Annotated in this window: 24 protein-coding genes and 1 pseudogene; 15 read left to right on the forward strand and 10 right to left on the reverse strand. The window is 67.0% G+C overall.

The annotated features are described in order from the left end of the window. Positions 1–2: 2 nt before the first annotated feature. On the reverse strand, positions 3–1,352 hold the full coding sequence (locus tag VHC04_RS16270) for a discoidin domain-containing protein (protein WP_325683159.1): 1,350 nt from the start codon (positions 1,350–1,352) through the stop codon (positions 3–5). 157 nt (positions 1,353–1,509) lie between these two features. After that, positions 1,510–1,899 carry a DoxX family protein gene (locus VHC04_RS16275; protein WP_325683161.1) on the reverse strand — a complete coding sequence of 130 codons (390 nt, stop codon included), beginning with the start codon at positions 1,897–1,899 and terminating at the stop codon, positions 1,510–1,512. Between the two features lie 324 nt (positions 1,900–2,223). Here VHC04_RS16275 and fgd point away from each other — a divergent pair, with 324 nt between their 5' ends. From fgd to VHC04_RS16300, 5 genes are read left to right on the forward strand one after another with little or no spacing between them, the layout of a single operon-like run. Then, a complete protein-coding gene (gene fgd, locus VHC04_RS16280) occupies positions 2,224–3,231 on the forward strand; it encodes a glucose-6-phosphate dehydrogenase (coenzyme-F420) (RefSeq protein WP_325683163.1) in 1,008 nt (335 codons plus the stop codon). A gap of 1 nt (position 3,232) precedes the next feature. After that, positions 3,233–4,000: a coenzyme F420-0:L-glutamate ligase gene (gene cofE, locus VHC04_RS16285; RefSeq protein ID WP_325683165.1), complete on the forward strand. Its 768-nt coding sequence runs from the start codon at positions 3,233–3,235 to the stop codon at positions 3,998–4,000. Next, positions 3,997–4,953 carry a 2-phospho-L-lactate transferase gene (gene cofD / locus VHC04_RS16290; RefSeq protein WP_325683167.1) on the forward strand — a complete coding sequence of 319 codons (957 nt, stop codon included), beginning with the start codon at positions 3,997–3,999 and terminating at the stop codon, positions 4,951–4,953. The genes cofE and cofD overlap by 4 nt, the downstream gene beginning before the upstream one ends. After that, on the forward strand, positions 4,953–5,609 hold the full coding sequence (gene cofC / locus VHC04_RS16295; protein WP_325683169.1) for a 2-phospho-L-lactate guanylyltransferase: 657 nt from the start codon (positions 4,953–4,955) through the stop codon (positions 5,607–5,609). The genes cofD and cofC overlap by 1 nt, the downstream gene beginning before the upstream one ends. Before the next feature lie 2 nt (positions 5,610–5,611). Next, a complete protein-coding gene (locus tag VHC04_RS16300; RefSeq protein WP_325683171.1) occupies positions 5,612–6,403 on the forward strand; it encodes an arylamine N-acetyltransferase family protein in 792 nt (263 codons plus the stop codon). 207 nt (positions 6,404–6,610) lie between these two features. On the opposite strand, the gene VHC04_RS16305 is transcribed toward VHC04_RS16300, so the two are convergent. The 3 genes from VHC04_RS16305 to VHC04_RS16315 form a co-directional block, all read right to left on the reverse strand. Beyond that, the gene (locus tag VHC04_RS16305) at positions 6,611–7,801 is read right to left on the reverse strand and encodes a CaiB/BaiF CoA transferase family protein (RefSeq protein WP_325683173.1); all 1,191 of its coding nucleotides are present in this window, start codon (positions 7,799–7,801) and stop codon (positions 6,611–6,613) included. A 231-nt stretch (positions 7,802–8,032) separates the two neighbouring features. Further along, complete coding sequence (locus VHC04_RS16310; RefSeq protein WP_325683175.1) at positions 8,033–9,190, reverse strand: LLM class flavin-dependent oxidoreductase; 1,158 nt, start codon at positions 9,188–9,190, stop codon at positions 8,033–8,035. A gap of 268 nt (positions 9,191–9,458) precedes the next feature. Beyond that, the gene (locus tag VHC04_RS16315; protein ID WP_325683177.1) at positions 9,459–9,923 is read right to left on the reverse strand and encodes a VOC family protein; all 465 of its coding nucleotides are present in this window, start codon (positions 9,921–9,923) and stop codon (positions 9,459–9,461) included. Between the two features lie 181 nt (positions 9,924–10,104). Between VHC04_RS16315 and VHC04_RS16320 the strand changes: the two genes are divergently transcribed. The 4 genes from VHC04_RS16320 (at position 10,105) to VHC04_RS16335 (ending at position 14,596) form a co-directional block, all read left to right on the forward strand. After that, positions 10,105–11,409 (forward strand): alpha-hydroxy acid oxidase, encoded by a 1,305-nt coding sequence (locus VHC04_RS16320; RefSeq protein WP_325683179.1) that lies wholly within the window; start codon positions 10,105–10,107, stop codon positions 11,407–11,409. A 322-nt stretch (positions 11,410–11,731) separates the two neighbouring features. Further along, positions 11,732–13,519 (forward strand): glucan ABC transporter ATP-binding protein/ permease, encoded by a 1,788-nt coding sequence (locus VHC04_RS16325; RefSeq protein ID WP_325683181.1) that lies wholly within the window; start codon positions 11,732–11,734, stop codon positions 13,517–13,519. 192 nt (positions 13,520–13,711) lie between these two features. Continuing rightward, a complete protein-coding gene (locus VHC04_RS16330; RefSeq protein ID WP_325683183.1) occupies positions 13,712–13,885 on the forward strand; it encodes a DUF1328 domain-containing protein in 174 nt (57 codons plus the stop codon). A 273-nt stretch (positions 13,886–14,158) separates the two neighbouring features. Continuing rightward, positions 14,159–14,596 (forward strand): CBS domain-containing protein, encoded by a 438-nt coding sequence (locus VHC04_RS16335; RefSeq protein WP_325683185.1) that lies wholly within the window; start codon positions 14,159–14,161, stop codon positions 14,594–14,596. Positions 14,597–14,616: 20 nt separating this feature from the next. Here the strand turns inward: VHC04_RS16335 and VHC04_RS16340 are convergent. Beyond that, positions 14,617–14,832, reverse strand: a pseudogene (locus tag VHC04_RS16340) (hypothetical protein); the annotation flags it as partial. Positions 14,833–14,838: 6 nt separating this feature from the next. Beyond that, positions 14,839–15,651, reverse strand: a complete 813-nt coding sequence (locus VHC04_RS16345; RefSeq protein WP_325683187.1) for an MBL fold metallo-hydrolase — start codon at positions 15,649–15,651, stop codon at positions 14,839–14,841. Between the two features lie 114 nt (positions 15,652–15,765). Here VHC04_RS16345 and VHC04_RS16350 point away from each other — a divergent pair, with 114 nt between their 5' ends. From VHC04_RS16350 to serS, 4 genes are all read left to right on the forward strand, one after another. Beyond that, complete coding sequence (locus VHC04_RS16350) at positions 15,766–16,515, forward strand: metallophosphoesterase family protein (protein ID WP_325683189.1); 750 nt, start codon at positions 15,766–15,768, stop codon at positions 16,513–16,515. 337 nt (positions 16,516–16,852) lie between these two features. Further along, positions 16,853–17,413, forward strand: a complete 561-nt coding sequence (gene tatB, locus VHC04_RS16355) for a Sec-independent protein translocase protein TatB (protein ID WP_325683191.1) — start codon at positions 16,853–16,855, stop codon at positions 17,411–17,413. A 52-nt stretch (positions 17,414–17,465) separates the two neighbouring features. After that, a complete protein-coding gene (tatC, locus tag VHC04_RS16360) occupies positions 17,466–18,209 on the forward strand; it encodes a twin-arginine translocase subunit TatC (RefSeq protein WP_325683317.1) in 744 nt (247 codons plus the stop codon). Positions 18,210–18,211: 2 nt separating this feature from the next. Beyond that, positions 18,212–19,489, forward strand: a complete 1,278-nt coding sequence (gene serS / locus VHC04_RS16365; RefSeq protein ID WP_325683193.1) for a serine--tRNA ligase — start codon at positions 18,212–18,214, stop codon at positions 19,487–19,489. A 151-nt stretch (positions 19,490–19,640) separates the two neighbouring features. On the opposite strand, the gene VHC04_RS16370 is transcribed toward serS, so the two are convergent. Together VHC04_RS16370 and VHC04_RS16375 are read right to left on the reverse strand one after the other, a co-directional pair. Beyond that, positions 19,641–20,468 carry an LLM class flavin-dependent oxidoreductase gene (locus VHC04_RS16370; RefSeq protein WP_325683195.1) on the reverse strand — a complete coding sequence of 276 codons (828 nt, stop codon included), beginning with the start codon at positions 20,466–20,468 and terminating at the stop codon, positions 19,641–19,643. Positions 20,469–20,503: 35 nt separating this feature from the next. Next, positions 20,504–21,301, reverse strand: coding sequence for an enoyl-CoA hydratase/isomerase (locus tag VHC04_RS16375; protein ID WP_325683197.1), 798 nt, complete (start codon positions 21,299–21,301; stop codon positions 20,504–20,506). A 171-nt stretch (positions 21,302–21,472) separates the two neighbouring features. Between VHC04_RS16375 and VHC04_RS16380 the strand changes: the two genes are divergently transcribed. Further along, positions 21,473–22,273 (forward strand): enoyl-CoA hydratase/isomerase family protein, encoded by an 801-nt coding sequence (locus VHC04_RS16380; protein WP_325683198.1) that lies wholly within the window; start codon positions 21,473–21,475, stop codon positions 22,271–22,273. A 130-nt stretch (positions 22,274–22,403) separates the two neighbouring features. On the opposite strand, the gene VHC04_RS16385 is transcribed toward VHC04_RS16380, so the two are convergent. Further along, positions 22,404–22,850 carry a MucR family transcriptional regulator gene (locus VHC04_RS16385; protein WP_325683199.1) on the reverse strand — a complete coding sequence of 149 codons (447 nt, stop codon included), beginning with the start codon at positions 22,848–22,850 and terminating at the stop codon, positions 22,404–22,406. Positions 22,851–23,375: 525 nt separating this feature from the next. Between VHC04_RS16385 and VHC04_RS16390 the strand changes: the two genes are divergently transcribed. Next, on the forward strand, positions 23,376–24,734 hold the full coding sequence (locus VHC04_RS16390) for an MmgE/PrpD family protein (protein WP_325683201.1): 1,359 nt from the start codon (positions 23,376–23,378) through the stop codon (positions 24,732–24,734). Positions 24,735–24,877: the final 143 nt, after the last annotated feature.

Consider the following 24,877-nt stretch of genomic DNA (forward strand, 5'->3'; position numbering starts at 1 on the left):
CGTCAGGCCGGTGACAGGGCCTCGCGGGTCAGGGCGGTGCCGACCAGCGGTGTCGCCGCGCTGGATGGAGTGCCATACACTTCCACCTCCTCCAGATGAAGGATCCCCGCCTCGCGTAGCCGCACCATGACGAAGCGGGCCAGGGCGGGTGCGTCCGGAACGATCCGCAGCGGCTGGTGGTCGAGCCCGAACGGCCGGTCGGGCTGAGAGAAAAGACCGTGCCACGCCGCGCCGTCGACGCTGATCCGCACCTCCAGGGCCGAGGCGCGCCCCGCGACGTCGGGATTGTCGCCGCGGTTGTGGATGCGAATCTCGGCGATCTCGTGCGGGGCCAGCAGATCGACGATCCACCAGGGTCCGGGTTCCCGCGTGGTGTGGAAGCCATAGCTGCGGGGGCGCAGCCCGTTATTGCCGCCGCCGAAGCTGCGGCTGCCGATCGGTTCGGTCTGCCCTGGGTGAAAGATCGAGCTTTGCCAGCTGGGCTTGCCCAGCGCGACGTTTCCAAATGCGCCGTTCCCTGGTGCGGTATCGCCGATAGCGGCGGCATTCCCCGGTGCAACGCTCCCGGGCGCCGCGTTCCCGTGTGCGGATGGCGGCTGGTCGGGCAGGATGGCGATATCCGCTGCCGACGCGGTGTAGCGGTGCCAGAAACCGGCCAGATAAGGGTCGTAGACCGCCGGTGCGGGGGCCAGCGGGTCCGGCCGGCGCAGATCGGCCACATAGGCGCGGTCCAGCACGGCCTGGGCGAAGCCGGGCCGGCGGATGAAGCGGTCCGAATCGGCGCTGTAGCCCGCCATGTCCTGGAACAGGACATCGTGACAGCGAAGGCCGGCCGCGCCCAGGGCATCCGGCGCCTGCCAGAAGGGCCCTGCAGCGTCGCGCGCCTGGTCTGGAGTCACTGCGTCCGCGCGCCACAGCATGCGTGTGGACGCCATCGGTGCGGCGGCGCGCCACAGATGGGTCATCAGCATCGGCGCGACCGTGTGGCGCGGCAGATGGGCGGCCCCGTACGGCACGGTGTGGAAGCAAAGGCCATCGCAGCGGTGCCGATGGTCCAGCATGAAGGCATAAAGATCGTCCAGCTGCCGCAGGACCAGGAACTCCTCGACACCCAGGGCGCAGAACCAGTCCGTCTCCTGCCGGAACCTCTCCACCGCGTGCAGGTGGATCGTCCGCCGGTCGGCGTTCGGGCAGTGCAGCAGCGTCACGAACGGAGCCTGGCCGTACAGATGCGGGATCAGCACATCGGCCAGCTCCGTCGGGTCCGGGTCCGTCGCATAGAGATAGATATGGCTGATGCCGATGGCGCGGTGATACGCGATCCAGTCCTGGAGCGCCGCAAGCCGCCCCATTTGGCCTTGCTCCATCTGGCCGTGCCCCATTTGGCCTTGCCCCATTTGGCCTTCCCGGCGGGCACGGGCGATCAGGGAAAAGCGATGTCGCGCCATGACCCGATGGGTAGCGGTTCATGGCGGTGCGAGCAACGATCCCATGTCCCGACCGGGGGGGTCAGCGCCGCCCGCTCGCGGCGTCGATGGAAATCGGGCCGGGACCCGCCGCCGCGAGATACAGGAAGGTGAAGCAGTACAGCGCCGCCAGTTCGCCACCGTTCAGCAACGGATAGAAGCCCTTTTCCGCGTGGACCGTGAAATAGGCCACCGCGGTCATGCCGCTCAGCAGGAAGGCCGCGATCCTGGACTGAAAGCCGATCACCAGCAGCGCGCCACAGATCAGCTCGAAGAAGCCGCCGATCCCGCTCATGCTGGCCAGCGGCGTGGCGTTCATCGGCCCGGTGGGGAAGTGCAGGATTTTCGAGGTGCCGTGCTGCAGCACCAGCAGCCCCGCCATGAACCGCAGCACGGACAGCAGGAATGGGGCGAACCGAGCGAGGAAGTCCATTGATCGTCCTTTTGGTCACGATATCGGTCGTGAAGCTTCACCATGCGCGGCGGCCTCCGGCAAGGGATGTGCCCCGCCACCCGTCCACCCCGACGCGCCTTCGCCGAGAAGGCATAGCGATGAACACGGGTCAGCGGAAAGCCATGGCGTGCCGCCCCGCGCCCGCCATGCCGAAGGGTGACGCGTCGCGCGTAGGGCCGATTCCACGTGCCGCAACCGCCGCCGCAGCGGCCGGATGTGGGGGAACACCGTTGCGCCGGCCCGCATTGCCGGCCGCTTCCGGCGGGACTAGCCTGCCGCCCATTCGCAAAAGGAGGCAGGTCCATGACCCTGAAGCTGGGTTACAAGGCATCGGCGGAGCAATTCGCGCCGAGGCCGCTGCTGGATTTCTCGGTCCTGGCGGAGCAGGCGGGCTTCGATTCCGTCTTCACCAGCGACCACTTCCAGCCCTGGAAACACACTGATGGCCATGCACCGGCCGCCCTGGTGTGGCTGGGGGCGCTGGGCGCCTCCACCCGGCGCATCGTCATGGGCACCTCGGTGCTGACCCCCACCTTCCGCTATCACCCGTCGGTGGTGGCGCAGGCTTTCGGCACGCTGGGCTCGATGTTCCCCGGGCGCGTCATTCTGGGCGTCGGCACCGGCGAGGGACTGAACGAGGTGCCCTCCACCGGCATGGTCTGGCCCGAGATGAAGGAGCGTTTCGCCCGCATGCGGGAGGCGATCAGCCTGATCCGCAAGCTATGGGCCGAGGACCACGTGTCGTTCCAGGGCGAGTACTACAAGACGCAGGATGCGACGGTGTATGACAAGCCGGGCGCGCATCTGCCGATCTATGTCGCCGGGGCCGGCCCGCAGGTGGCGAAATATGCCGGCCGCATGGCCGATGGCTTCATCTGCACCAGCGGCAAGAAATGGGACCTGTACACGCAGACCCTGCTGCCGAATGTGGAGGAAGGGCTGAAGCTCGCCTCGAAGCCGAAGCCGGATTATGATCGCATGATCGAAATGAAGGTCTCCTTCGACACCGACAAGCAGAAGGCGCTGGAGGATACCCGGGTCTGGGCCGCGCTGGCGCTGACCCCGGAGGAGAAGATGACGGTGCACGACCCGCGGGAGATGGAGCGTCTGGCCGACGCGCTGCCGATCGAACGGGCCGCCAGCCGCTGGATCGTGTCCAGCGATCCGGACGAGCATATCGAGAAGATCAAGCCGTATATCGACATGGGCTTCCGCCACCTGGTGTTCCACGCGCCGGGCCCGGACCAGGCCCGCTTCATCAAGCTGTATGGTGAGATGGTGCTGCCGAAGCTGCGCCAGCGTTTCGGGTGACATGACCACGCGACTGGAACTGTTCGCGGTCCCGAACCTGCCGATGGTGCGGGCCGGGGACAACCTGCCGGCGCTGATCCTGCGCGGCCTGGAAGCCGCCGGCCAGCGCCTGCAGCACCGCGACGTGGTGGTGGTGGCGCAGAAGATCGTCTCCAAGGCGGAAGGCCGCACGGTGGACCTTGCCGACGTGACGCCGTCCCGGCGCGCGGTGGAGCTGGCGAAGGAGGTCGGCAAGGATCCCCGCATCGTCGAAGTCGTGCTGTCGGAATCAGTCAAGGTCGTGCGCTCCCGCCCCAACCTGATGATCATGCAGCACCGGCTGGGTTTCGTGATGGCCAATGCCGGCGTCGACCAGTCCAACGTGGCGGAGCAGGACGGTGCCCAGCGTGCGCTGCTGCTGCCGGTTGATCCCGACGGATCGGCCGAGGCGATCCGAGCGCGGCTGTCCGGCGCGCATGGCGTGGAGGTCGGGGTCGTGATCAGCGACAGCTTCGGGCGTCCGTGGCGCCGCGGCACCGCCGGCGTGGCGATCGGCGCGGCCGGGCTGCCCTCTTTGATCGACCTGCGCGGCCAGCCGGACCTGTTCGGGCGCACGCTGGAAGTCTCCATCATCGGCTTCGCCGATGAGATCGCCTCGGCCGCCTCGCTGCTGCAGGGCCAGGCCGCCGAAGGCCAGCCCGTGGTTGTCCTGCGCGGCCTGACGTGGCATGCCCCCACCGTCCCGGTGGCCGAACTGGTGCGGCCGCCGGAGGAGGATCTGTTCCGGTGATCATTGCCCTGTCCGGCGGGGTGGGCGGCGCCAAGCTCGCCCTGGGCCTGTCACGCGTCCTGCCACGGGACGACCTGCTGGTGGTCGTCAACACCGGCGACGATTTCGAGCATCTGGGCCTGTCGATCTCGCCGGATATCGATACGGTCGCCTATACGCTGTCCGGCCTGGCCAACAAGGAGGTCGGCTGGGGCCGGCACGACGAGACCTGGTCGTTCATGGAGACGATGGAGGCGCTGGGCGGCGAGACCTGGTTCCGCCTGGGCGATCGCGACGTGGCGCTGCACGTGGAACGGACGCGCCGACTGCGGGCCGGGGAAACGCTGTCGCACGTCACCGAGGTGCTGTGCCGCAAGCTGGGCGTCGGCCCGCGGGTGCTGCCGATGAGCGACGATCCGGTGCGGACCCGGCTGCTGACCGACCAGGGCTGGCTGGATTTCCAGGAATATTTCGTTCATCGCCGCTGTGAGCCGGTGGTCAGGGCGTTGAAGTTTCATGGCGCGGAGGCGGCCAGGGCGCATCCCGATTTCCTGGCGGCGCTGGCCGATCCGAGGTTGGAAGCGGTGGTGATCTGCCCGTCCAACCCGTTCATCAGCGTGGAGCCGATCCTGGCCATCCCCGGCGTGCGTCCCGCCATGGCGGCCTGCGCCGCGCCGATCATTGCGGTGTCGCCGATCATCGCCGGGCGCGCGGTGAAGGGCCCGACGGCGAAGATGATGACGGAGCTGGGGCTGGATGCCAGCGCCGGATCGGTCGCCGCGCGCTATGCCGACCTGCTGGACGGCTATGTGATCGACCATGCCGACATGTCGGAGGTCGTGTCGATCGACGCCCGCGTCACGCTGGCGCAAACCCTGATGACGACGCTGGAAGACCGGGAGGCGCTGGCGCGGATCGTGCTGGATGCCGCCGCCGTCCTGCGTCGGCGGCGGACCCCGCGCGGCCAGCGCTGATGCCGGCGGCGCTGGAGGTCTGGGCGGCGGTGCCGGTGAAGCAGTTCACCGGCGCGAAGACTCGCACCGGATCGGTGCTGTCGCAGGCCCAGCGGGAGAAGCTGGCGGCGACGATGGTGGAGGATGTGCTCAGCGCCCTGGCCGGCGCGACGCGGCTGGCCGGCATCCTGGTCAACACCGTCGATCCGGTGGCCGTCGCGCTGGCGGATCGGTACGGCGCGCGCGTGGTGACCGAAGGTGCCCTGGATGGCCACACCGGCGCCGTGAACGGCATGGCTCGGATTCTCACCGCCGAGGGCAGGGGGGCGCTGCTGACGGTGCCGGGCGACATCCCGCGCGTGACCTCGGCCGAGATCGACATCGTCGTGGGGTCGGCCCTGCCGGCGCCGTCCTTCACCATCGTGCCGGCACATGACGAACTGGGCTCCAACGCCGTCCTGTGCGCGCCACCCTTCGCGGTGCCGTTGCGGTTCGGCGACGATTCCTATTTCCCGCACCTCATGGCGGCGCGGAAGGCCGGCATCGAGCCGACCATCGTGCGGTTGCCGGGCATCGGCCTGGACATCGACCACGGCGCCGACCTGCGCAAGCTGATGGCGGCGCAGCCACGCATGCCGACACGCACCCTGGCATTGCTGGAGGAGTTCGGACTGTAGCCATGGCGCTGGACCTGGATGCTTATCTGGCCCGTATCGGCTACCTCGGCATCGGCTACCGCGGCGCCTTGACGCCAACATTGGAGACGCTGACGGCGCTGCAGCGCGCGCACATGATGGCGATCCCGTTCGAGGGGCTGGACGTGCTGCTGGGGCGCGACGTGTCCCTGGACCTGGATCGTCTCCAGGCCAAGCTGGTCGGCGCGCGGCGCGGCGGCTATTGTTTCGAGCACACGACGTTGTTCGCCGCCGTGCTGGACGCGTTGGGGTTTCGTCACACGGCGCACATGGCCCGCGTCCTGCTGGTGACGCCGCTGGAGGCGGCGCCGCTGACGCATATGCTGCTTGTCGTGGACCTGCCGCAGGGTCGTTTCGTGTCCGACCCGGGGTTCGGCGGCCCTGCCGCACCCGTGCCATTGCCGTTGTCGGGCGAAACGGTCGGCCGGCACCGCATCGCGCGGGACGGTGCGTATTGGGTGCTGCTGGACGGCGACCGGCCGTGCTGGGGGTCCTTGCTGCGGGAGGATCAGCCGGTCGATTTCGAGGTCGGTAATCACTACGTCGCTTCACATCCCGCCTCACCGTTCACGCAGAACGTGATGATGAGCCGGTTCATCCCGTCCGGTCAGGTGACGGTGATGAACCGGGAGGCGAAGATCGTTCAGGACGGCGCAGCGCGGACCGTGACGCTGCCGGACCGGCCGGCGCTGCGGGCGTTCGTGGCGGATCATTTCGGGTTCGACCTGCCGGAGATCGAAACGCTGCGTGTGTCCGCCGTGCCCGGGTGGGAGTAGGGCCGGCAGCCTGCGCGTTGATTTCGTATCATACCATTTTATCGAAGTCCGCTCGCCCCGCCTGGGCCGTCCGGTTATCGCGGGCCTTGGAGCGCGCTCGCCTGAAGCCGGCGGTTGGAAGGCATAAATGGCGCCCTTGACTCAAAGAGGCGATAAAGCATGGCGCACAGGCCGCAACCGCCCAGGCGGGCTCGGCGCCGCTTGACCTCAGATCACCCCCTGCCGCCGCAATTCCTCGATCTCCGCCGCGCCGAGGCCCAGCCAGGTGCCGTAGATGTCGGCGTTGTGCTGTCCGAGGCGCGGGCTGGGTTCGGCCGGTGCCACGCCGGCACCGTGCAGCCGCAGCGGCGTGGTCGGCAGGACCACCCGGCCGAGATCCGGGTGGTCGACCGTTTCCAGCATGCCGCGTTCGTGCATGTGCGGGTCGTGCATCACTTCGGACACGTCGCGCACGGGTGAGCAGGGAATCTTGAATTTTCGGGCGATGGCGATGGCCTCGGCCTTCGTCAACCGGCTGGTCCAGGCGCTGACGATCGCGTTGGTTTCCTCCAGGTGCGCCGCCCTGTCATGCATCGTCCTGAATCGCGGGTCGTCCAGCAGGTCCTCCCGCCCGGCGGCCTGCAGGATGTTCCGCCAGTGTTGTTCCGTGCCCGGATGGACCGCCAGCCAGCCGTCCTGTAGCGGATACAGGCCATAGGGCGCGGCGGAGCCGCCGGAATTGTTGCCGACGCGTGGCGGGACCTTGCCGTGCCGGCTGTAGGATTCCAGCGCGGCCGCCAGTGTATAATAGACCGATTCCTGCATTGCGATCTCCACCAGGCGGCCTTCGCCGGTGTGTTCACGCTCGAACAGCGCGGTCATGATGCCGGCGTAAAGATGTGTGCCGCCCATGAAGTCGGCCACCGTAATGCCGGCGCGCACCGGCGGCTTGTCGGGATAGCCGGTGACGCTCATGATGCCCGATGCCGCCTGCACGGTCAGGTCCATCGCCAGCGCTTCCTTGTCCGGGCCGGAGATGCCGTAGCCGGACGCGGTGGCGTAGATCAGGCGCGGATTGACCGCGTGCAGGACGGACCAGCCGACGCCAAGCGCGTCCATCGCGCCGGGCGCGAAGTTCTCCAGCAGCACGTCGGCGCGACGCACCATCTCGAACAGCAATTCCTTGCCGCGCGGGGCCTTGAGATTGAGCGTGATACCCCGCTTGTTGGCGTTCAGCATGGCGAAGGGCAGGGTGCTCTTGCGTCCGGGCGGCACGCGCTGGCGCAACGGTTCGCCGCGCGGCGGCTCCACCTTGATGACCCGCGCTCCGGCCTTGGCCATCAGGACCGAAGCGTAGGAGCCCTGAAAGATCTGGCCGAAATCGATGACGGTGACGCCATCGAGCGGAAGTCTGCTCATGCCCGCTTCCCATGGCGGCATGTGGGATCGGTCCGTCTGACAATGACCATGGATGGTGCGCTCTTCCTGTTTTGCCGAAGCGTAAGCCTCGGGTGTCGGGTCGGTAAAGCCCGTTGCCAGCGCGTCGCAGGATGATGCGTTCCTGACGGAGCGGCGGTTTTCGTTGGCTGTCGCGAACGGGAAAGGCGGTGCGCCGGCGAAGACGCTCGACCGGAACGGGGCGGCGTGACCTTACCCGCGCCGGAATTTCGGCATCACCGCGTCCGACACCCATTGAAGCTGCTCCAGCATCACTGCCTGCGGCGTGCCCATGGGGGTGCTGAGATTGATGTGCTCCATGCCGGGATAGCGCTCTTCGAGGTCTTTCAGATACGCAACGAGCTGCTCTGGCGTGCCGGCGAACCAGGCGCCTGTCTCCATGTATTTTTCCAGCTGTGGCACACCGGCTTCGTACCAGCCGCCGCGGCGGCCGATGGCGGCGACCTGGTCCGGTGTCGCGCCGGGCAGGAAGCCCAGCGGGGCAAACATCTTGGCGTGCTCCTCATACAGCGGGCGCATGCGCTGCACGGCCTTTTCCTTGCTGTCGGCGAGATGGAAGAAAATGCCGAGCATGAGGTTCTCGCCGAGTTTCAGGTCCTGGCCGGCGCGGGCGGCGGCGTCGCGATAGGCTGTGATGGGTCCTTGCTGCAGCGTGGCCGCACCGCCGCCCACCGCGCCCTTGATGCCGTGCTTCACCATGAAGTCCATCGCCCGCGGCGTCGCGCTGACCACCGGCTGCCAGGTTTCCACCGGCAGGCGCCGCGGACGCGGCACCAATGTCAGCTCCTTCAGCACATAGCCGCGATAGGGAACCTCGGGCGGCAGGGTGTAGTGCTTGCCCTTGTGGCTGAAGGTTTCGTTGTTGAACGCCTTGAAGATGATTTCGACCTGCTCCTCGAACAGCTCGCGGTTGGCGTTCTGATCCAGCAAGGGGGCGCCGAACGTTTCCACTTCCCGCGTGTGATAGCCGCGGCCGACGCCGAACACGGTGCGGCCCTTCGTCAGGATGTCCGCGACGGCGTAGTCCTCGGCGAGGCGCAGCGGATGCCACATCGGCGCGATGTTGAAGCCGCAGCCGGTCTTCAAGGTCTTCGTCAGGTGGGCGAGGTGGACCGCGACCATCAGCAGGTTCGGAATGACCTCGTAACCCTCGTACTGGAAGTGATGTTCCGCCAGCCACAACGTGTCCCAGCCGCCCTTGTCCATGACCTCGGCGACCGCTTCGGTCTTGGCGAACACGCTGGCGAGATGCTCGTTGCTGAAGCGGCGTTCGTTGGCCGGGGTGGCATTCTGGCCATGGTCGGGCAGGTCGACATGGCCGGGGTAGACAGTGGCGAATTTGGTGATCATCGGACAGCCTCCTGATTTTGGGGGATATCCGGCGGCAGGCGGAGGGTGGCGTCAAGGGGAGGCCCCAAGGGGAGGCACCGCCGCGGCGGCTGCCTCATGATCTCATGATGAGCCCTCTTCGACCGGCCAGGCGCGGGTTCGCCAGCCACGGCTCTCGTCGGAAATCCCGTTTGCACCCTGCGCCTTGCCGGCAAGGGCGTGGATGGCGGGCCTGCGCCCGCCATGACGGGAATGGGAAGCGGAACGTCGGCAGCAATGCCGCCCGGTATCATCCCTGCGCCGCCATCTTTGCCAGGCGCCGCTTGATCTCGTCCTCCGACACGTCCTCGATATGGGTCGAGATGTGCCAGCTATGGCCGAACGGATCCACCACGGTGGCGGAGCGGTCACCATAGAACATGTCGGCCGGCGGGCGCTTGACCTCGGCGCCCGCGGCGGTGGCCTTGGCGAAAACGGCGTCCACGTCCGGCACGTAAAGTAGCAGCGTGATCGGCGAACCGCCGAACGCGGCCGGCCCTCTGGCGTCGCAGTCCGGGTTCTCATCGGCGATCATCAGCCGGCTGTCCGCGATCTGGAATTCCGCGTGGCCGATGCGGCCACCCGGCGCATCCAGACGCATGACCTCGCGCGCCCCAAAAACCTCGCGGTACCAGTCCAGCGCCTTGGTGGCGCCGTTGACGACCAGGTACGGGGTGATGCTGTGATAGCCGGCGGGAACGGGTGATACGGCCATTGTCGTCGTCCTCCTGTGAAAAGATGTGCCTGCCGGCATCATACAGACGGCTGCGGCAGATAGGAACATAAAGCGAACACAAGCGCGTGATCGACCGGCGGCAGGCTATATCGATATAAAAACGAGCCCGCCGCGCGGGACGCGACAATCCGCCGCCGGCGGCAAGCACCTCGTCCAGCGCGTGGGCGGCTCTACCACCACCCTGGTCGGCGGTACGCCCGTCTTCGACCAAGGCGAATATACTTCGGCCCGCCCCGGCAAGCTGGTCCGCAACGCGGCGGCGCAGGCTCGGGGTGAGACCCCCGACCTCTTCCCACCGCCCGGCCGGGCTGGCATTGATAGGTATCAGCCAGATATGGAGGGGATGATGGGCCAGGAGGAAGGAAAGCATCTGTTCGAGCCAGCGGGTGACTTCCAGTGTCTGCATGAATTCATTCCCGCCGCTCGGGCGAAATTGTCCGATCATATCTGGGGATATCTGGTCGGCGCGACCGAGAGCGAGACCACGTTGCGCCGTAATCGGCTGGCGCTGGACAGTCTGGCGCTGCGGCCGCGGGTCTGTGTCGATGTCTCCAAGGTGGAGCTGGGCACGACCTTGTTCGGCCGGTCCCTGCGGCTGCCGGTGATCCTGGCGCCCGTCGGCTCGCTGGAATCGTTCCATCCGGGCGGCGCGGCGACAGCCGGACGGGCGGCTTCGGCCTTCGGCGTGCCGATCATGGTCAGCTCGGTGACCCATCCGGGGCTGGAGGAAGCCGCGGCGGCGGCCAGCGGTCCGAAGATCTTCCAGCTTTACGTGCGTGGTGACGATGAGTGGATCGACGCGCATGTGCAGCGCGCGGCGGCCGCCGGATACGATGCGTTCGCGATTACCGTCGACACCGCTGCCTATTCGCGGCGGGAGCGGGACATCGCCGGCCGGTTCGTGAAGCCCTGGCGCGCGGTGGCGACCGGGCAGAGCTACCAGGCCGGCTTCAATTGGGAAAACGTGAAGCGCTTCAAGGCGAAGCACCGGATGCCGCTGATATTGAAGGGCATCGCGACGGCAGAGGATGCGGCTTTGTGCTGCGAATACGGCGTCGACGGCGTCTATGTCTCGAACCATGGCGGGCGGCAGCTGGATCATGGCCGCGGCTCGATGGACGTGCTGCCCGAGGTGATGGCGGCGGTGCGGGGCCGGGCGAAGGTGATCGTGGATGGCAGCATCTGCCGCGGCACGGACATCGTGAAGGCGGTTGCCCTGGGCGCGGACGCGGTGGCGATGGGCCGCATGTATTGCTACGCGCTGGCCGCGGATGGCGAGGCCGGGGTCGCGAAGATGCTGGAACTGCTGGAGCACGAGCTCGGCGTGGCGATGGCGCTGAGCGGGGCGCGCTCATTGGCCGAGCTGCATCCGGGCTATGTGTTCCGCAACGCACCGGTGGTGGCGCAGCCCCATGCCCATAGCGCGTTTCCGCTGCTGCAGACGACGCCGGAATATCGCGGCTGAGGCGCGTCGGGACGTTGGGGTCCGAGCGGGCAAGCGTGATTCGCTGCATACGCGTCTCCGCTCGGATTCCGGTAACACCGGCTTCTGTGAATGCTGAACCATTGATCGAACGGCGGCCTGCAACCCGCTGAACAGCCAGCGATCACGGCCGTTACAACGTAAGGCAGCGCAGCGCTTTTCCCGCGAATCCGGCATGGCAGGAACACGGAATTTTCATCCGTGCCGCCTTGGCTTTGACACAACCTGCCCAGGCTTTGCCACAACCTGCGCGTATGTCTCCACGGCGAACGGGAGAGCCCTTCTCTCCTGTGGGGACATGCACATGAGATTTTTGCGAGTGTATGGGCGGGTGCTGGGCCTGTTGGGCCGCGACATCCGGTTGGCGGGCGTCCTGGCCGTGGCGAACCTGTTGGTGGTCGGGCTGCAGTTTCTCGACCCCGTCCTGTTCGGCCATGTGATCAATCTGCTGACCGGCTCCGACAAGCTGGGCGCGAACGCGCTCTGGGCGCAAGCGACGGCGCTGCTTGCCATCTGGGCGGCTGTCGGCGTCGGCGGCATCGTTGGCAACATCGTGGTCTCGCTGCTGACCGAGCGCCTGGCACACCGGCACCGGATCAAGAGCATGGGGCGGTATTTCAGCCACGTGCTGTCGCTGCCGCTGTCCTTCCATGGCGACACCCATTCCGGCCGGCTGATCAAGTCGATGCTGTCCGGCACCGACGGGCTGTTCGGCACCTGGCTGGTGTTCTTTCGCGATCAGCTCTCCACGATCCTGTCCGTCATCGTGATCCTGCCGCTGACGCTGTTCCTGAACTGGCGCCTGGGTGGCGTCCTGATTGCCCTGGTCGCGGTCTTCCTGCTCGTCACCGGCCTGGTGGTGCGCAAGACCGAGACGGCGCAGCGCAAGGTCGAGGGCCTGAACGCGGCCCTGGCCGGCACGGCGCAGGATGCCCTGAGCAACGTCATGGTCGTGCAGTCCTTCACCCGCCTGTCGGCCGAGGCACGGCTGTTCGGCGACCTCGCCCAGCAGGTGATCAAGCACCAGTTCCCGGTGCTGAACTGGTGGGCGCTGGTCAATGTCATGACCCGCGCGTCCAGCACGATCGCGGTGATCACCATCGTCGTGATCGGCACCTGGCTGCACGTGCATGGCCTGGCCAGCGTGGGTGAGATCGTCAGCTTCATGGGCCTGGCGATGATGCTGATCGGCCGGCTGGAGACCGCCGCCTCCTTCGTGTCCTCGCTGTTCTTCAAGCTGCCGGCGCTGGAGGAGTTCTTCGCGGTGCTGGATGCCCGCAGCTCCGTGCCGGAGAAGGAGGAGGCTCGCCGCCTGTGGGCGCCGCGGGGCGAGGTGAGGTTCGAGAATGTATCGTTCGCCTATCCCAACAGCGGCGCCAAGGTGCTGAACAACGTGTCCCTCACCGCGAAGCCGGGCACCAACGTGGCGCTGGTCGGCCACACCGGCGCGGGCAAGACCACCGCCATGGCCCTGCTGCAGCGTCTGTGGGACCCGACCGAGGGCCGGATCACCATCGACAAGCAGGATCTGCGCGACGTCACGCTGGACAGCCTGCGCGCCAATATCGGCGTGGTGTTCCAGGAGAGCCTGCTGTTCAACCGCACGATCCGCGACAACCTGCTGGTGGGCCGCGAGGACGCGACGCAGGAGGAGATCGAGCAGGCTTGCCGCATGGCGGACGCGCATGAGTTCATCGTCCGCCAGCCGAAGGGCTATGACACGATGATCGGCGAACGCGGCGCAACCCTGTCCGGCGGCCAGCGCCAGCGCCTGGCCATCGCTCGGGCGCTGCTGAAGAACCCGCCGATCCTGATCCTGGACGAGGCGACCAGCGCGCTGGACGCCGCGACCGAGGCCAAGGTGAGCCGCGCGCTGAAGACGCTGATGGCCGGACGGACCACGTTCATCATCGCGCACCGCTTGTCCACCGTGCGCGACGCCGACGACATCCTGGTGTTCGATGGCGGCGAGATCGTCGAGGCCGGCAACTTCGATGCGCTGCTGGCCCGCAACGGCAAGTTCGCGGAACTGGTGAGCACGCAGCTCGCCCCGGCGCCCGTGCCGGCACCGCACCTGGTGGCGGCGGAATGATCCTGGCCCGGCCCGGTGGGCCGGATCGACTCACGACGATGTGACGGCGACCCAGGCGGCCGAGAGGCCGCCTGGTTTCGTTTAGGATCGGATATCCAGTGTCTCTGATGGCGCTCAACGACGTGTGATGTGCGAAACGAACGGGCGAATCCCATGTAGGCGGGGCAGTCCTGGTAGAATAGGGATACACTGATGCTCAAACTTGCGCTGTTCTTTCTGGTGATATCGATCATCGCCGCAATTTTCGGGTTCGGCGGCATTGCCGCGGCTTCCGCCGATATCGCGCGCATCCTGTTCTTCATTGCGATCGTGATTTTCGTTGTCCTGCTGGTGGCGGGGCTTATGGCTGGCAGTACTCTGCTTTAGCGGGGCTTTAGCGGATTGCGCTCGCAGCCGTCCGCCTTGGCTGCGAGCGCCGCGGTAGCGGGGCAGGTCAGGAAGCGATGGACCGGTGGCCAGCCGGTCCATCGCTTCCGTTTTGTGTTTGTTGCACCGCACGGCAAGTATTTGCGCCGCGCCCGGCCGATCGCGCATAGTGCCTGCTTACACGGGTGCGGGCTGCGATCCGCGTTTCAAAAGTGTCTCAAGAATAAATCGCAACCCGACGGATCGTTGCTACCTGAAAAAGGGAGACAGGCCATGACAACTGTCGCTGCGATTCTGAAGCACAAGGGCTATAGCGTCTTCACGATCTCCCCGACGGCGTTGATCAGTGAGGTGGCCGCCATCCTCAACGAACACCGGATCGGCGCGGTGCTGGTGATCGACCACGCCAACCAGTTGCTGGGCGTGGTGAGTGAGCGGGACATCGTGCGCTCCCTGGCTGCCAATGGCGCACGCACGCTGGAGATGACCGCCGGCCAGTTGATGACCCGGGCGCTGCATCTGGCGCACCCGGACACCACGGTCGCGGAGGCGATGCAGATGATGACCGCCGGGCGGTTCCGCCACCTGCCGGTGGTGGACCACGAGGCGCTGATCGGTCTCGTCAGCATCGGCGATGTCGTCAAGGCGCGCATCATGCAGCAGGAGGCGACGGTGGAGAGCCTGACGGCCTATGTTACCGGCTCCAGCTGATATCCCAGTTGATATCGGACGCGTTTCGGCATCGGATTGACCGTGGCGATGGCTGCGCGGCGCTGCCGAGCCTCCATGAGGTCGGTCATCATGCGGGGCGAGTTGGTGCCGGTGTTCCGGCCGATGACGAAAATTGCCCCGGCGCGTCCGAGATCCTTCCCGAAATCCTCCCCGAAATCCTCCATGACGATCGTGCCTTTGCCGACGCTGATGGATGGCGGTAGTCCGCGCCTGGTCGCCAATCAATACCCGCCTGGCAGCGCGATCACCGCCGGTTGCGTCGGCAGGCTGGCGCGCGACACTTCCAGCTCCGGGTCGGCGCGGATGTCGATCGTGTATTTGTCGCGCATCAGGTTCAGGAAGCTGGCCAGGACGTCCCGTGTGAAATAGTGCATCGGCAGGACGATGCGCGGCTGGATCTGCTCCACCACCGACGCGGCGTCCTGCTGGCTCATGGTCCATTCGCCGTCCACCGCGACCATCACGATATCGATGCGGCCCAGCGCGTCCAGGTCCTTCGGCTCCAGCAGGTGATGCAGGTGACTGAGATGGGCGATGCACAGGCCGCCGGTTTCAAAAACGAAGATCGAGTTGCCGTACAGCTCCGTGCCGCCTCCATTCCAGGTGCGGATATTCGTTGGCAGGTTGGTGACGCGCATGTCGCGCACCGTCAGGTCGAAGGCGGGGATGGTATCGCCTTCCTTCCAGCCGTGCAGGACATGGGCGATGCGCGGGTCGGGCGTCAGCGTGTAGTGCGTGGAATGGGCGTGGTTCATCGTTGCGATATCGGGCGGATCGGCCGGGATGTTGCGGCCGTTATAGTCGGTGACGGCGCGTACCCCGGCGGGCGAAACGATCTCGAAGCTGGCATGGCCCAGGAAGGTGATGCGCACGGTATCGCCGGCGGTTCCGCCAGCGGGGGTGGCGGTGGCGGGCCACAGGCGCGGCTGGTTCGTGGCGATCGGGGAACAGCCGGCCCGAGCCCGGGTCGTGCCCGCATCCGTGATGCCGCCGGCCAGGCCGATGAGCAGCAGAAGGGCAAGCGGTCTCCGCATCCGGCACCTCCGCCCCCAGGATAGCGGGCTGGCACCCAGGCGGGGAAGCGCCGTGCGCCGCGGCGGGCGGCGGCTCCATTGATTTGCCGCCGGCCAGCCTGTAACCGGAGGCCAATGATCCAGCTATCGCCCGCGCCCGCCCGCCTGCCGTCCGGCCGCCGTATCTATGCCATTGGCGATATCCATGGCTGTCTGCGCCAACTGAGCGTCCTGCATGAGATGATCGAGGCCGATCTCAGGGAACGGCCGGTGCCGGCGGCGCTGCTGCTGCATATCGGTGACTACGTCGACCGTGGCGCCGACAGCCGGGGGGTGATCGAGCGGCTGGTGCACGGCAGTCCGGTACCCGGTACCACGATGCTCAACCTGATGGGCAACCATGAGGCGACCATGCTGGATGCGATCGCCGGCGAGCGGGCGGCCGGCACCGACTGGCTGTTCGCCGGCGGCAAGGCGACGTTGGAGAGCTATGGTATCGACCCCGAGGGGCCGCGGGACGTGTGGAAGGATCGCATCCCGGCGGCGCACCAGGATTTCCTCCGTGGTCTGATCCTGATGCACCGCGCCGGCGGGTACGCCTTTGTGCATGCGGGTGTCCGCCCGAACATCGCATTGGAGAACCAGGCCCGCGAGGACCTGCTGCGCGCCCGTCAGCCCTTCCTGTATTCCGAGGCGGATTTCGGTGCCGTGATCGTGCATGGCCACACGCCGGTGAAAACAGCGGTGGTCCGCCACAACCGCATCGCCATCGACACCGGCGCGGTGTTCGGCGGGCAAATGACCTGTGCGGTGCTGGAGGCTGATACGATCGGCTTCCTGACCGCCGAGCCGATGGACCCGCCGGTGTCGATCGCGCATCGCTGACGGGGGATGGGCTGGTGGCGGCGAACGGCGCGGGCGTCGCGCAGCGGGACGCTGCCCTTGATCGTCTCTCCGGCCGGTGGGCAATGCAAGGCCGCCGCTTTCAGCGGCCCGCTGCGCGGCAAGGGCCTTGATCCGCGCGCGATGACCGGAAACCACTGCCCGGCACGCGTTCGACGGTAAGCCGTGCGGGCGGCGTGGGCCGAGGCAAAGGCCAGAGGGGTGGGCCAGGTGGCGGCGGGCGAGGCGCGCGTCGGCGCGGGCGGGTCGTTGGCAAGCTCCCTTTCCCCCTGGTGGCGGTTCCTGCTAGCTACCCCGCCTCGGAGAAGCACGCGGACCCATGTTCGATTTTGCCTGGTCGGAAATCCTGCTGATTGGCGTCGTCGCCCTGATCGCGATCGGGCCGAAGGACATGCCGGTCGCCATCCGCACCGTGACCAACGCGATCAAGAAGGCGCGCCGCATGGCCGCCGAATTCCAGACCCATGTCGACGACATGATGCGCGAGGCCGACCTGGGCGACGTCAAGAAGACGTTCAATGAGCTTCGCAGCCTGGACCTGAAGAACGTGATGGAGCGTGCGGTCGATCCCGACCACAGCATCCGCAACGCCCTGAACGATAATCCGCTGTACCAGCCGACCCCGTCCCCGCCGGCATCCGAAGTCTCCACCCTGGACGAGGTGGCGGTCGAAGCCAGGCCGGAGCTGGCGGACGTGCCGGCTGCCGAACCAGTGCTGGCGCCCCCCGAGGTGCGGGAGGCGGAGCCGGCCAAGCCGACGGCCCCTGCCTTCATCCCGCCCGGCCTGGTGCCGCCACAGGCCGCCGCCACCCGGAGCCCGGACGAGCAGGCCTCGGACGAGCCGCCGGCCTTCATCCCGCCGCACTTCACCCGGCACTGACGGATTCCCGACCTTGGCCCGACCCGAAGACGATCCCATCGACGACAAGCCGATGCCGCTGCTCGATCACCTGATCGAGCTGCGCCGACGCCTGATGTGGTCCTGCGGGGCGTTCATCATCTGCTTTATCGTCGCCTACTACTTCTCGGACCGGATTTACTACTTCCTGGCCGAGCCGCTGGCGAAGGTGCTGCGGGAGCAGGGCAATCCCGATCCGCACCTGATCTATACCCAGCTGTATGAGGCGTTCTTCACCAAGATCAAGGTCGCCTTCTTCGGCGGCGCCTTCGCCGCGTTCCCGATCGTGGCGATCCAGGTCTGGCTGTTCGTCGCGCCTGGCCTGTACCGCAGCGAGAAGCGGGCGCTGCTGCCCTTCCTGGTCGCCACGCCGGTGTTGTTCGCCCTGGGCGCGGCCCTGGCCTACTATTTCGTCTTTCCCTTCGCCTGGCGCTTCTTCGCCAGTTTCCAAAGCGAGCAGGGTGCCGGCGGGGTGCCGATCCAGCTGCTGCCGAAGGTCGGCGAATATCTGGACCTCGTGATGAAGCTGGTCTTCGCCTTCGGCATCACCTTCCAGCTGCCGGTGGCGCTGACCTTGCTGGCCAAGGTCGGCATTACCAGTTCAGCCCAGCTCAAGCGTTTCCGCCGCTACGCCTATGTGGGCATGTTCGTCATCGCCGCGGTCCTGGCCCCGCCCGACGTCATCACCCAGACCGGCCTCGCGCTGCCGCTGATCGCGCTGTACGAAATCTCCATCCTCTCGGCCAAGTGGGTCGAGCCGAAGCCCGTCGAGGTCTGATCATGCACGACATCCGCGCCGTCCGCGCCGATCCCGCGGCCTTTGACGCCGCCATGGCGCGCCGGGGCCTGTCGCCGGTGGCGGCCGCCATCCTGGCGCTGGACGCTGACAGGCGGGCGGCGACCACCGCGGCGCAGGAGAAGCAGGCAAGGCGCAATGCCCTGGCGCGGGAGATCGGCCAGGGCAAGCGCACCGGTGCCGATACGTCCGCGCTGGAGGCCGAAGCCACCGCGCTGCGTGCCGACATGGAGGGCCTGGAGGCTCGGGCCGCGGAGCTGGATGCCGCGATCAAGGCGCAACTGGAAGCACTGCCGAATATCCTGGATGCGGCGGTGCCCGACGGACCGGACGAGACGGCGAACGTGGTGCTGCGGCAGTTCGGCGAGCCGCGCCCGATGAACTTTCCCGCCAGGCAGCATTTCGAGCTGGGCGAGGCGCTGGGAATGATGGATTTCGCCACCGCCGCCAAGCTGGCCGGAACCCGCTTCGTCGTGCTGCGCGGCAAGCTGGCGCGGCTGGAACGCGCGCTGGGCCAGTTCATGCTGGACCTGCATACGCAGGAACATGGCTATACCGAGATGTCGGTCCCCTATCTGGTGAACGCCGCCAGCGCCTACGGCACCGGCCAGTTGCCGAAATTCGAGGAAGACCTGTTCAAGACCACGGATGGCCGCTACCTGATCCCGACCGCCGAGGTGCCGCTGACCAACACCGTCGCCGGCGACATCCTGGCGGAAAGGGCCTTGCCGCTGCGGCTGACGGCGCTGAGCGACTGCTACCGGTCCGAGGCCGGGTCCGCCGGCCGCGACACGCGCGGCATGCTGCGCCAGCACCAGTTCCGGAAGGTGGAACTGGTTTCCATCACCCATCCCGACCAGAGCATCGAAGAGCATGAGCGGATGACGCGCTGCGCCGAGACGGTGCTGGAGCGGCTTGGCCTGTCCTATCGCCGCGTCGTGCTGTCCTCGGGCGATACCGGCTTCACCTCCACCCGGACCTTCGACCTGGAGGTGTGGCTGCCCGGACAGGAGGCGTGGCGGGAAATCTCCTCCTGCTCCAACTGCCGCGACTTCCAGGCGCGCCGCATGAATGCCCGGTTCCGCGGCGGCGCGGATGGCAAGACGGTCGGCTTCGTGCACACGCTGAACGGATCGGGCGTGGCGGTCGGGCGGGCGCTGATCGCGGTGATGGAGACGTATCAGCAGGCGGATGGATCGATCGCGGTGCCGGACGTGCTGCGGCCCTATCTGGGCGGGATGGACGTCATCGCGGCGAGCTGAAGTCCGGGAGAAGATCGGCCCTGACATGAGGCTGGCGAGACAACCAACGCCCGCCTTCCCGACGGACCGGACGTGTCTGCTTCCGCGACTTGTCTCCTTCATCGCGCCCGCCACTGTTCCCGGGCGGGTTATTGATGCCGGTGCGGAAGCTCTACCGTATCGCGATCTCCGCCATCGTCTCCAACTGGCTCGGATCGTCCGACGGGCAGACCAGCAGCGCGTCGTCCAGGCCCAGGTCTTCCAGCCGCTTCAGCCGGTCCCGTGCTTCGGCGGGCGGGCAGAACAGCGAGATTTTCGGCGTGTGAGTGAACGGCAGGCCGGCCGGCTCTGGCCGGAAGTCCGTGAAGATATTGGCCAGCACCGCCCGCTGGCCGCCGGCGGCGCGGAACATGGCCACGCCGATCGCCAGATCCTCCATGGAGGTATGGATGCCGGACGCGATCCAGCCTTGCAGCACCTTGGCCGACAGGTTGATCCAGCGTTCGCTGCGCCAGGCACCCAGCAGCACCGGCGGTCCGCCCTCGGTGCCGGGCCAGACCGAGATGGCCGGGCCATAGACCGGTTCGGCCGCCCAGACCTTGCGCATCACCTCCAGATACGCGGTCAGCGTCCGGAAGCGCGCGTCATAGTCCGCCTGCACCGCGTCGAAATCATGCTTGGTGGAGCCGCTGCCCACGCCGAAGCGCAGGCGGCCCTGGCTCAGCAGGTTCAGCGTCTGCACGCGGTGCGCATGTTCCACCGGATGGCGCAGCGGCACCTGGACGACGCAGGTGCCCAGCTCGATCCGGCTGGTCTGGCCTGCCAACGCGCCCAGCAGGATCAGCGGGTCCAGGGTCGGGCGGCCCCGCGCGAAGGCGTCGGTGACCCACAGCCCGTGGAAGCCCAGCCGCTCCACGTCACGGGCGAGCGTGCACACACGTTCCACCAGAGGCGGGCCGGACGGCTGGGGTGTCGGAATGGTGACGATACCGATGCGCATAAGGAACAATCCTCTGACGGCTGATGGCGCCCGACCTACCGGCCGGTGAAACGGGCCCGGCGCTTTTCGCGGAACGCGGCGACGCCTTCCTGGAAATCGCTGGTCATCGCGGCCTCGGTCTGCAGCTTGGATTCCAGCGCGAGCTGATCGGCATAGCCGTTCTCCATCGCCTGCCAGTACATCTGGCGGATCAGGCCCAGCGATCGCGGCCCGGCGGCGAGACCCTGGGCGAGCTCCAGTGTCTTGGCCATCAGCGCGTCGTCATCCTCCAGCCGGTTGATCATGCCCCATTGCAAAGCCGTTTCGGCAGGCAGTCGTTCCGCCAGCAGTGAAAGCTCCATGGCCCGAGCCATGCCGATCAGGCGGGGTAGAATCCAGGAGGAGCCGCAATCGGGCACCAGGCCGATCCGGGCGAAGGCTTGCAGGAAATACGCCGATCGCGCGGCGACGCGGATGTCACCGGACAGCGCCAGGCTCATGCCGGCGCCGGCGGCGATGCCGTTGATCGCGGTGATGATCGGGATCGGCAGGGCGCGCAGGCGCATGAAGGTCGGGTTGTACCAGGCCTCCAGATCGGTTTTCGTTTCACCGCGCGCCTCGGCGGCGCGGTCGCGCGGCGGCCGGTCCGGATCGTTCAGATTGGCACCGGAACAAAACGCCCGGCCGGCGCCGGTGATGACCAGGCAGCGTGCCTTTCCCTGCTCGATCTGGTCGAGCGCTTGCCCCATATCCTCCCGCAACTTCTGGCCGAACGCGTTCAGCACGCTGGGATCGTTCAAGGTCATGATTGTGACATCGCCCTGCGATTGCAGCAGGATTCGGCCATGTTTCATGGAGACGTCGTCCCTCCCCGGGGTTGCGTTAGGTGAAATTAAGCCTAGGCTATTTCGCACCATAACAGAAGTAGCCGAACAGAAGTGCCCGGACAGAAGTACCCTCGGCGGCAGCGCCCGCGTGGGAGCCGTGCGGGACGACAAGGAAGCGTGGGCGACAAGGAAGCGTGCATGACGGCGAAGGATGACGTGCAGTTTGTCGACTATGAGTGCCGGGATCGGATCGCGGTGATCGCGCTGAACCGGCCGGACAAGCTGAATGCCGTGAGTGATGAGGTCGTGCGCCAGCTGATGGCGGCGTTCCGTCGCTTCGACGGCGACCCGCAGGTGGACGTGGCGGTCCTGTGCGGGCGTGGCCGGGCGTTCTGCAGCGGTGCCGATGTGCATCAGCGGCAATTGCGGTCCCGAGAGGAATTCGAGCGGTTGGGCGGTCCGCAGGGCCACGGCGCGAACGCGGCCGACCTGCTGTTTCAATCGGTTCATTTCAAGCCGGTCATAGCCGCGGTGCATGGCTATGTGCTGGGTCTTGGCCTGGGGATGATGCTGGATTGCGATCTGATCGTTGCCGAATCGGGAACCCGCTTGCAGTTGACCGAGACGTCGCGTGGGCTGGGCGCGGCCAAGCACTGGGCGCAGTTCCACTTCCGCGGTGCCGGTGCTTTCGGTGATGAGGTGGCCTTGACCGGACGCTACTTCACGGCCGAGGAGGCGCATGCCGCGAATGTGATCAACCGTCTGGCGCCATCGGGGGCGCTGATGGACACGGCGATGCAATTGGCGCGAGAGGTGGCGGCGAATCCGCCGCTGTCCGTGCGCGCGACGGTGCGGGCGCGCCGCTGGTACCTGGACCGCTATGCGAAGGAAGCCGCATTCATGCAGGCGCCTATGCGCTTGTATTTGACAGAGGACTTTCAGGAAGCGGCGACGGCGTTCAAGGAAAAGCGGAAGCCGCGCGGCTTCAAGGGACGCTGACGGCGCCATCCGGCGTTGCCGGACGGCCGTGGGACGCCACCGGGAGCGCCGCCGGGAGAGTTTCCAAAAGGCATCGTGCGGGGGGGCGTTTCAAGGGCTGAAACGCCGGCCAGCGGCAACGTCGCGGCGATCAGGCGCGACCGCGCTTCGGACCAGCCTTGCGGCCAGCCTTCTTGGCCACCGGCGCCGCTGCCGTGCGGCTGCGGCCCAGCCCCATCTTCTTGGCGAGGTTCGAGCGGGTTTCCGCATAGTTCGGCGCGACCATCGGATAGTTGGAAGGCAGTCCCCATTTCGCGCGGTATTGATCGACGGTCATGTTATGCTCCGTCATCAGGTGCCGCTTCAGCATCGTCATCTGCTTTCCGTCTTCCAGGCACACGATGTAATCGGGAAACACCGACTTGGTGACCGGTACGGCCGGCTTCAGCGCGGCCGGGAGGGGGGCGGCTTCTCCAACCGTAGACAAGCTCTTGTACACTTCCCGGATCAGCGCCGGCAGATCATCGACGCTGACCGGGTTCTTGGTCACGTGTGCGCTGACGATCTGCGCCGTGAGTGTCAAAATATCCTCGGTCATCTGTTTCTTTCCTGCATTCGGCGCCGGGAATATAGAGCCGTTTGCCAGGATAACAACTGTTCTTTGTCCGTCCGTGGCAGATTCTCCCTGGCGGTTTAGGCATCGGCGGATCGCAAGGTTGGAAAGACCCCAGTGCGGGACAAGTTTTTCCCGTTTCGGCCGAAAGTCGCAGTCGAAACGGCTGGCCCACGGCCCGCCGCACCCGCCTCATGCGGGCCCTGAGCCGCCACGAATCGACTGAAGGAGGGACAGTGCAGCCGATGCAGTTCTTGAAAACCGTGAAACACGACAGCAGCCGCGCCGCCCATGCGGGTTGAGATGTGTCTAATATGTAGAAATGTTCAAATGTTGCGTCACGCCCTGGCGATCTGGCGCGTCCGGCGATTTCACGCGTAACCTCGCTTTCGCATATTCCGCCGGATCCCGGTCATGCGGGCTCGCGTGGTGGAGTTCAACCGCCGATGATAGGCTGTCCGGCGTGATGGGACACGGATGAACGATAAAGACGCAAATGGAGGAAATTTTATGTCGCCGCCGACAGCCACCGGTATCACCACCCGGATCGCGGCGTTTGTCGCGGAACAGCCGGTCAATGCGTTGCCGGAGCCGGTGCGGAAGGAGGCGCTGCGCTCCTTCTTCAATATCATCGGCTGCACGCTGGGGGGCGCCCGTCACGATGGTGTTACCGCGGCGGATCGTGCGCTGCGCTCGGTCGCCGGCACCGGCCATGCAACGTTACTCGGCCGGGCGCGGCGCGCCGATGTGCTGCATGCCGCCCTGATCAATTGTCTCGCTTCCAGTATCTACAGCTTTGATGATACGCATGAACAGGCTGTCGTCCATCCCAGCGGGCCGGTGGCGACCGCCGTGCTGGCGCTGGCGGAACTGCGGCCGGCCACCGGGGCAGACCTGCTCGCTGCCTTCGCCTGGGGCGTCGAACTGGAATGCCGGCTGTGCAAGGCGCTGACCGTCCCGCCAGCGAAAGGATCGTTGGCGTGGTCCGGCACCGGCATCACCGGCGGTTTCGGCGCCGCCATCGCCGCGTCTCGCCTGCTGCGCCTGGACGCGGCGACGACCCGCGCCGCGATCGGCATCGCGCTGTCGCAGGCGGGAGGCTTCCGAGCCATGCATGGCAGCCTGTGCACGCCGTTGATGCCCGCCCAGGCGGCGCAGACCGGCCTGCGTGCCGCGCTGCTGGCCGAGGCCGGCTTCACCAGCGCTCCTGCCGCCCTGGAAGGGCGCTACGGCTTCCTGAGCGTCTTCTGTGAGACGCCGGACCTGGACGCGCTGGCCGGCGACCTGGGCGAGCGGTTCGAGATCCTGCGCAACACCTACAAGCCGTACCCGTGCGGGATCGTGATCCACCCGGTCATCGATGCCTGCCTGGACCTGCGGCGCCGATATGACCCGAAACCGGACGACATCGTTTCGGTCGCCGTCCGGGCTTCACCGGGGGCGATGGCGCTGTGCAACAACCGCAACCCGATGGACGAGCTGCAGGCCCATGTCAGCCTGCACCACTGGGTCGCCGTCGCCTTCATCCGCGGCACGGCGCGGGTGCAGGACATGGACACCCTGACCGCCGTGCGGGACCCCGCCCTGACGGGCTTCCAGGACCGGGTGGAGGCCATGCAGGATGACGCGCTCGCCGCGGATGCCGCCGTGGTCACCATCACGCTGCGCGACGGACGTGTCCTGACCAGCCGTATCGATCACGGCATCGGCAGCGCCAGCCGGCCGATGACCAACGCGGAGCTGGAGACGAAGTTCGCCACCATGGCGGAGCCGGTAATCGGCGAGGCGCGCACCGCCACCTTGATGCGCGCCTGCTGGGATCTCCCCGCCCTGGCCGACGCGGCGGAGCTCGCCCGGCTGGCAGCCTGACGAATCGGCCGACGCGTCCGATCCGGTCGACCGGCGGTGCCGGCCGCCGGGTCGGATCGGCAGGCCCTTCCCCGCAGGGCCATGAGGCACGGCGCTTGACGTTTCGCAGCTGGCGCCGGGCGAATGACGCCGGGCGATGACAA

The sequence above is a fragment of the Rhodopila sp. genome, from assembly GCF_035548095.1.
Taxonomy (GTDB): Bacteria; Pseudomonadota; Alphaproteobacteria; order Acetobacterales; family Acetobacteraceae; genus Rhodopila.

What these genes read in the sequence shown, in the direction of transcription:
- serS (WP_325683193.1), top strand. Translation starts at nt 18,212, where the DNA reads ATGCACGACATCCGCGCCGTCCGCGCCGATCCCGCGGCCTTTGACGCC.
- VHC04_RS16375 (WP_325683197.1), bottom strand. Translation starts at nt 21,301, where the DNA reads ATGAAACATGGCCGAATCCTGCTGCAATCGCAGGGCGATGTCACAATC.
- VHC04_RS16300 (WP_325683171.1), top strand. Translation starts at nt 5,612, where the DNA reads ATGGCGCTGGACCTGGATGCTTATCTGGCCCGTATCGGCTACCTCGGC.
- VHC04_RS16380 (WP_325683198.1), top strand. Translation starts at nt 21,473, where the DNA reads ATGACGGCGAAGGATGACGTGCAGTTTGTCGACTATGAGTGCCGGGAT.
- VHC04_RS16310 (WP_325683175.1), bottom strand. Translation starts at nt 9,190, where the DNA reads ATGATCACCAAATTCGCCACTGTCTACCCCGGCCATGTCGACCTGCCC.
- VHC04_RS16385 (WP_325683199.1), bottom strand. Translation starts at nt 22,850, where the DNA reads ATGACCGAGGATATTTTGACACTCACGGCGCAGATCGTCAGCGCACAC.
- fgd (WP_325683163.1), top strand. Translation starts at nt 2,224, where the DNA reads ATGACCCTGAAGCTGGGTTACAAGGCATCGGCGGAGCAATTCGCGCCG.
- VHC04_RS16325 (WP_325683181.1), top strand. Translation starts at nt 11,732, where the DNA reads ATGAGATTTTTGCGAGTGTATGGGCGGGTGCTGGGCCTGTTGGGCCGC.
- tatB (WP_325683191.1), top strand. Translation starts at nt 16,853, where the DNA reads ATGTTCGATTTTGCCTGGTCGGAAATCCTGCTGATTGGCGTCGTCGCC.
- cofC (WP_325683169.1), top strand. Translation starts at nt 4,953, where the DNA reads ATGCCGGCGGCGCTGGAGGTCTGGGCGGCGGTGCCGGTGAAGCAGTTC.
- cofE (WP_325683165.1), top strand. Translation starts at nt 3,233, where the DNA reads ATGACCACGCGACTGGAACTGTTCGCGGTCCCGAACCTGCCGATGGTG.
- VHC04_RS16330 (WP_325683183.1), top strand. Translation starts at nt 13,712, where the DNA reads ATGCTCAAACTTGCGCTGTTCTTTCTGGTGATATCGATCATCGCCGCA.
- VHC04_RS16270 (WP_325683159.1), bottom strand. Translation starts at nt 1,352, where the DNA reads ATGGGGCGGCTTGCGGCGCTCCAGGACTGGATCGCGTATCACCGCGCC.
- VHC04_RS16275 (WP_325683161.1), bottom strand. Translation starts at nt 1,899, where the DNA reads ATGGACTTCCTCGCTCGGTTCGCCCCATTCCTGCTGTCCGTGCTGCGG.
- VHC04_RS16350 (WP_325683189.1), top strand. Translation starts at nt 15,766, where the DNA reads ATGATCCAGCTATCGCCCGCGCCCGCCCGCCTGCCGTCCGGCCGCCGT.
- tatC (WP_325683317.1), top strand. Translation starts at nt 17,466, where the DNA reads ATGCCGCTGCTCGATCACCTGATCGAGCTGCGCCGACGCCTGATGTGG.
- VHC04_RS16390 (WP_325683201.1), top strand. Translation starts at nt 23,376, where the DNA reads ATGTCGCCGCCGACAGCCACCGGTATCACCACCCGGATCGCGGCGTTT.
- VHC04_RS16345 (WP_325683187.1), bottom strand. Translation starts at nt 15,651, where the DNA reads ATGCGGAGACCGCTTGCCCTTCTGCTGCTCATCGGCCTGGCCGGCGGC.
- VHC04_RS16370 (WP_325683195.1), bottom strand. Translation starts at nt 20,468, where the DNA reads ATGCGCATCGGTATCGTCACCATTCCGACACCCCAGCCGTCCGGCCCG.
- VHC04_RS16335 (WP_325683185.1), top strand. Translation starts at nt 14,159, where the DNA reads ATGACAACTGTCGCTGCGATTCTGAAGCACAAGGGCTATAGCGTCTTC.
- VHC04_RS16315 (WP_325683177.1), bottom strand. Translation starts at nt 9,923, where the DNA reads ATGGCCGTATCACCCGTTCCCGCCGGCTATCACAGCATCACCCCGTAC.
- VHC04_RS16305 (WP_325683173.1), bottom strand. Translation starts at nt 7,801, where the DNA reads ATGAGCAGACTTCCGCTCGATGGCGTCACCGTCATCGATTTCGGCCAG.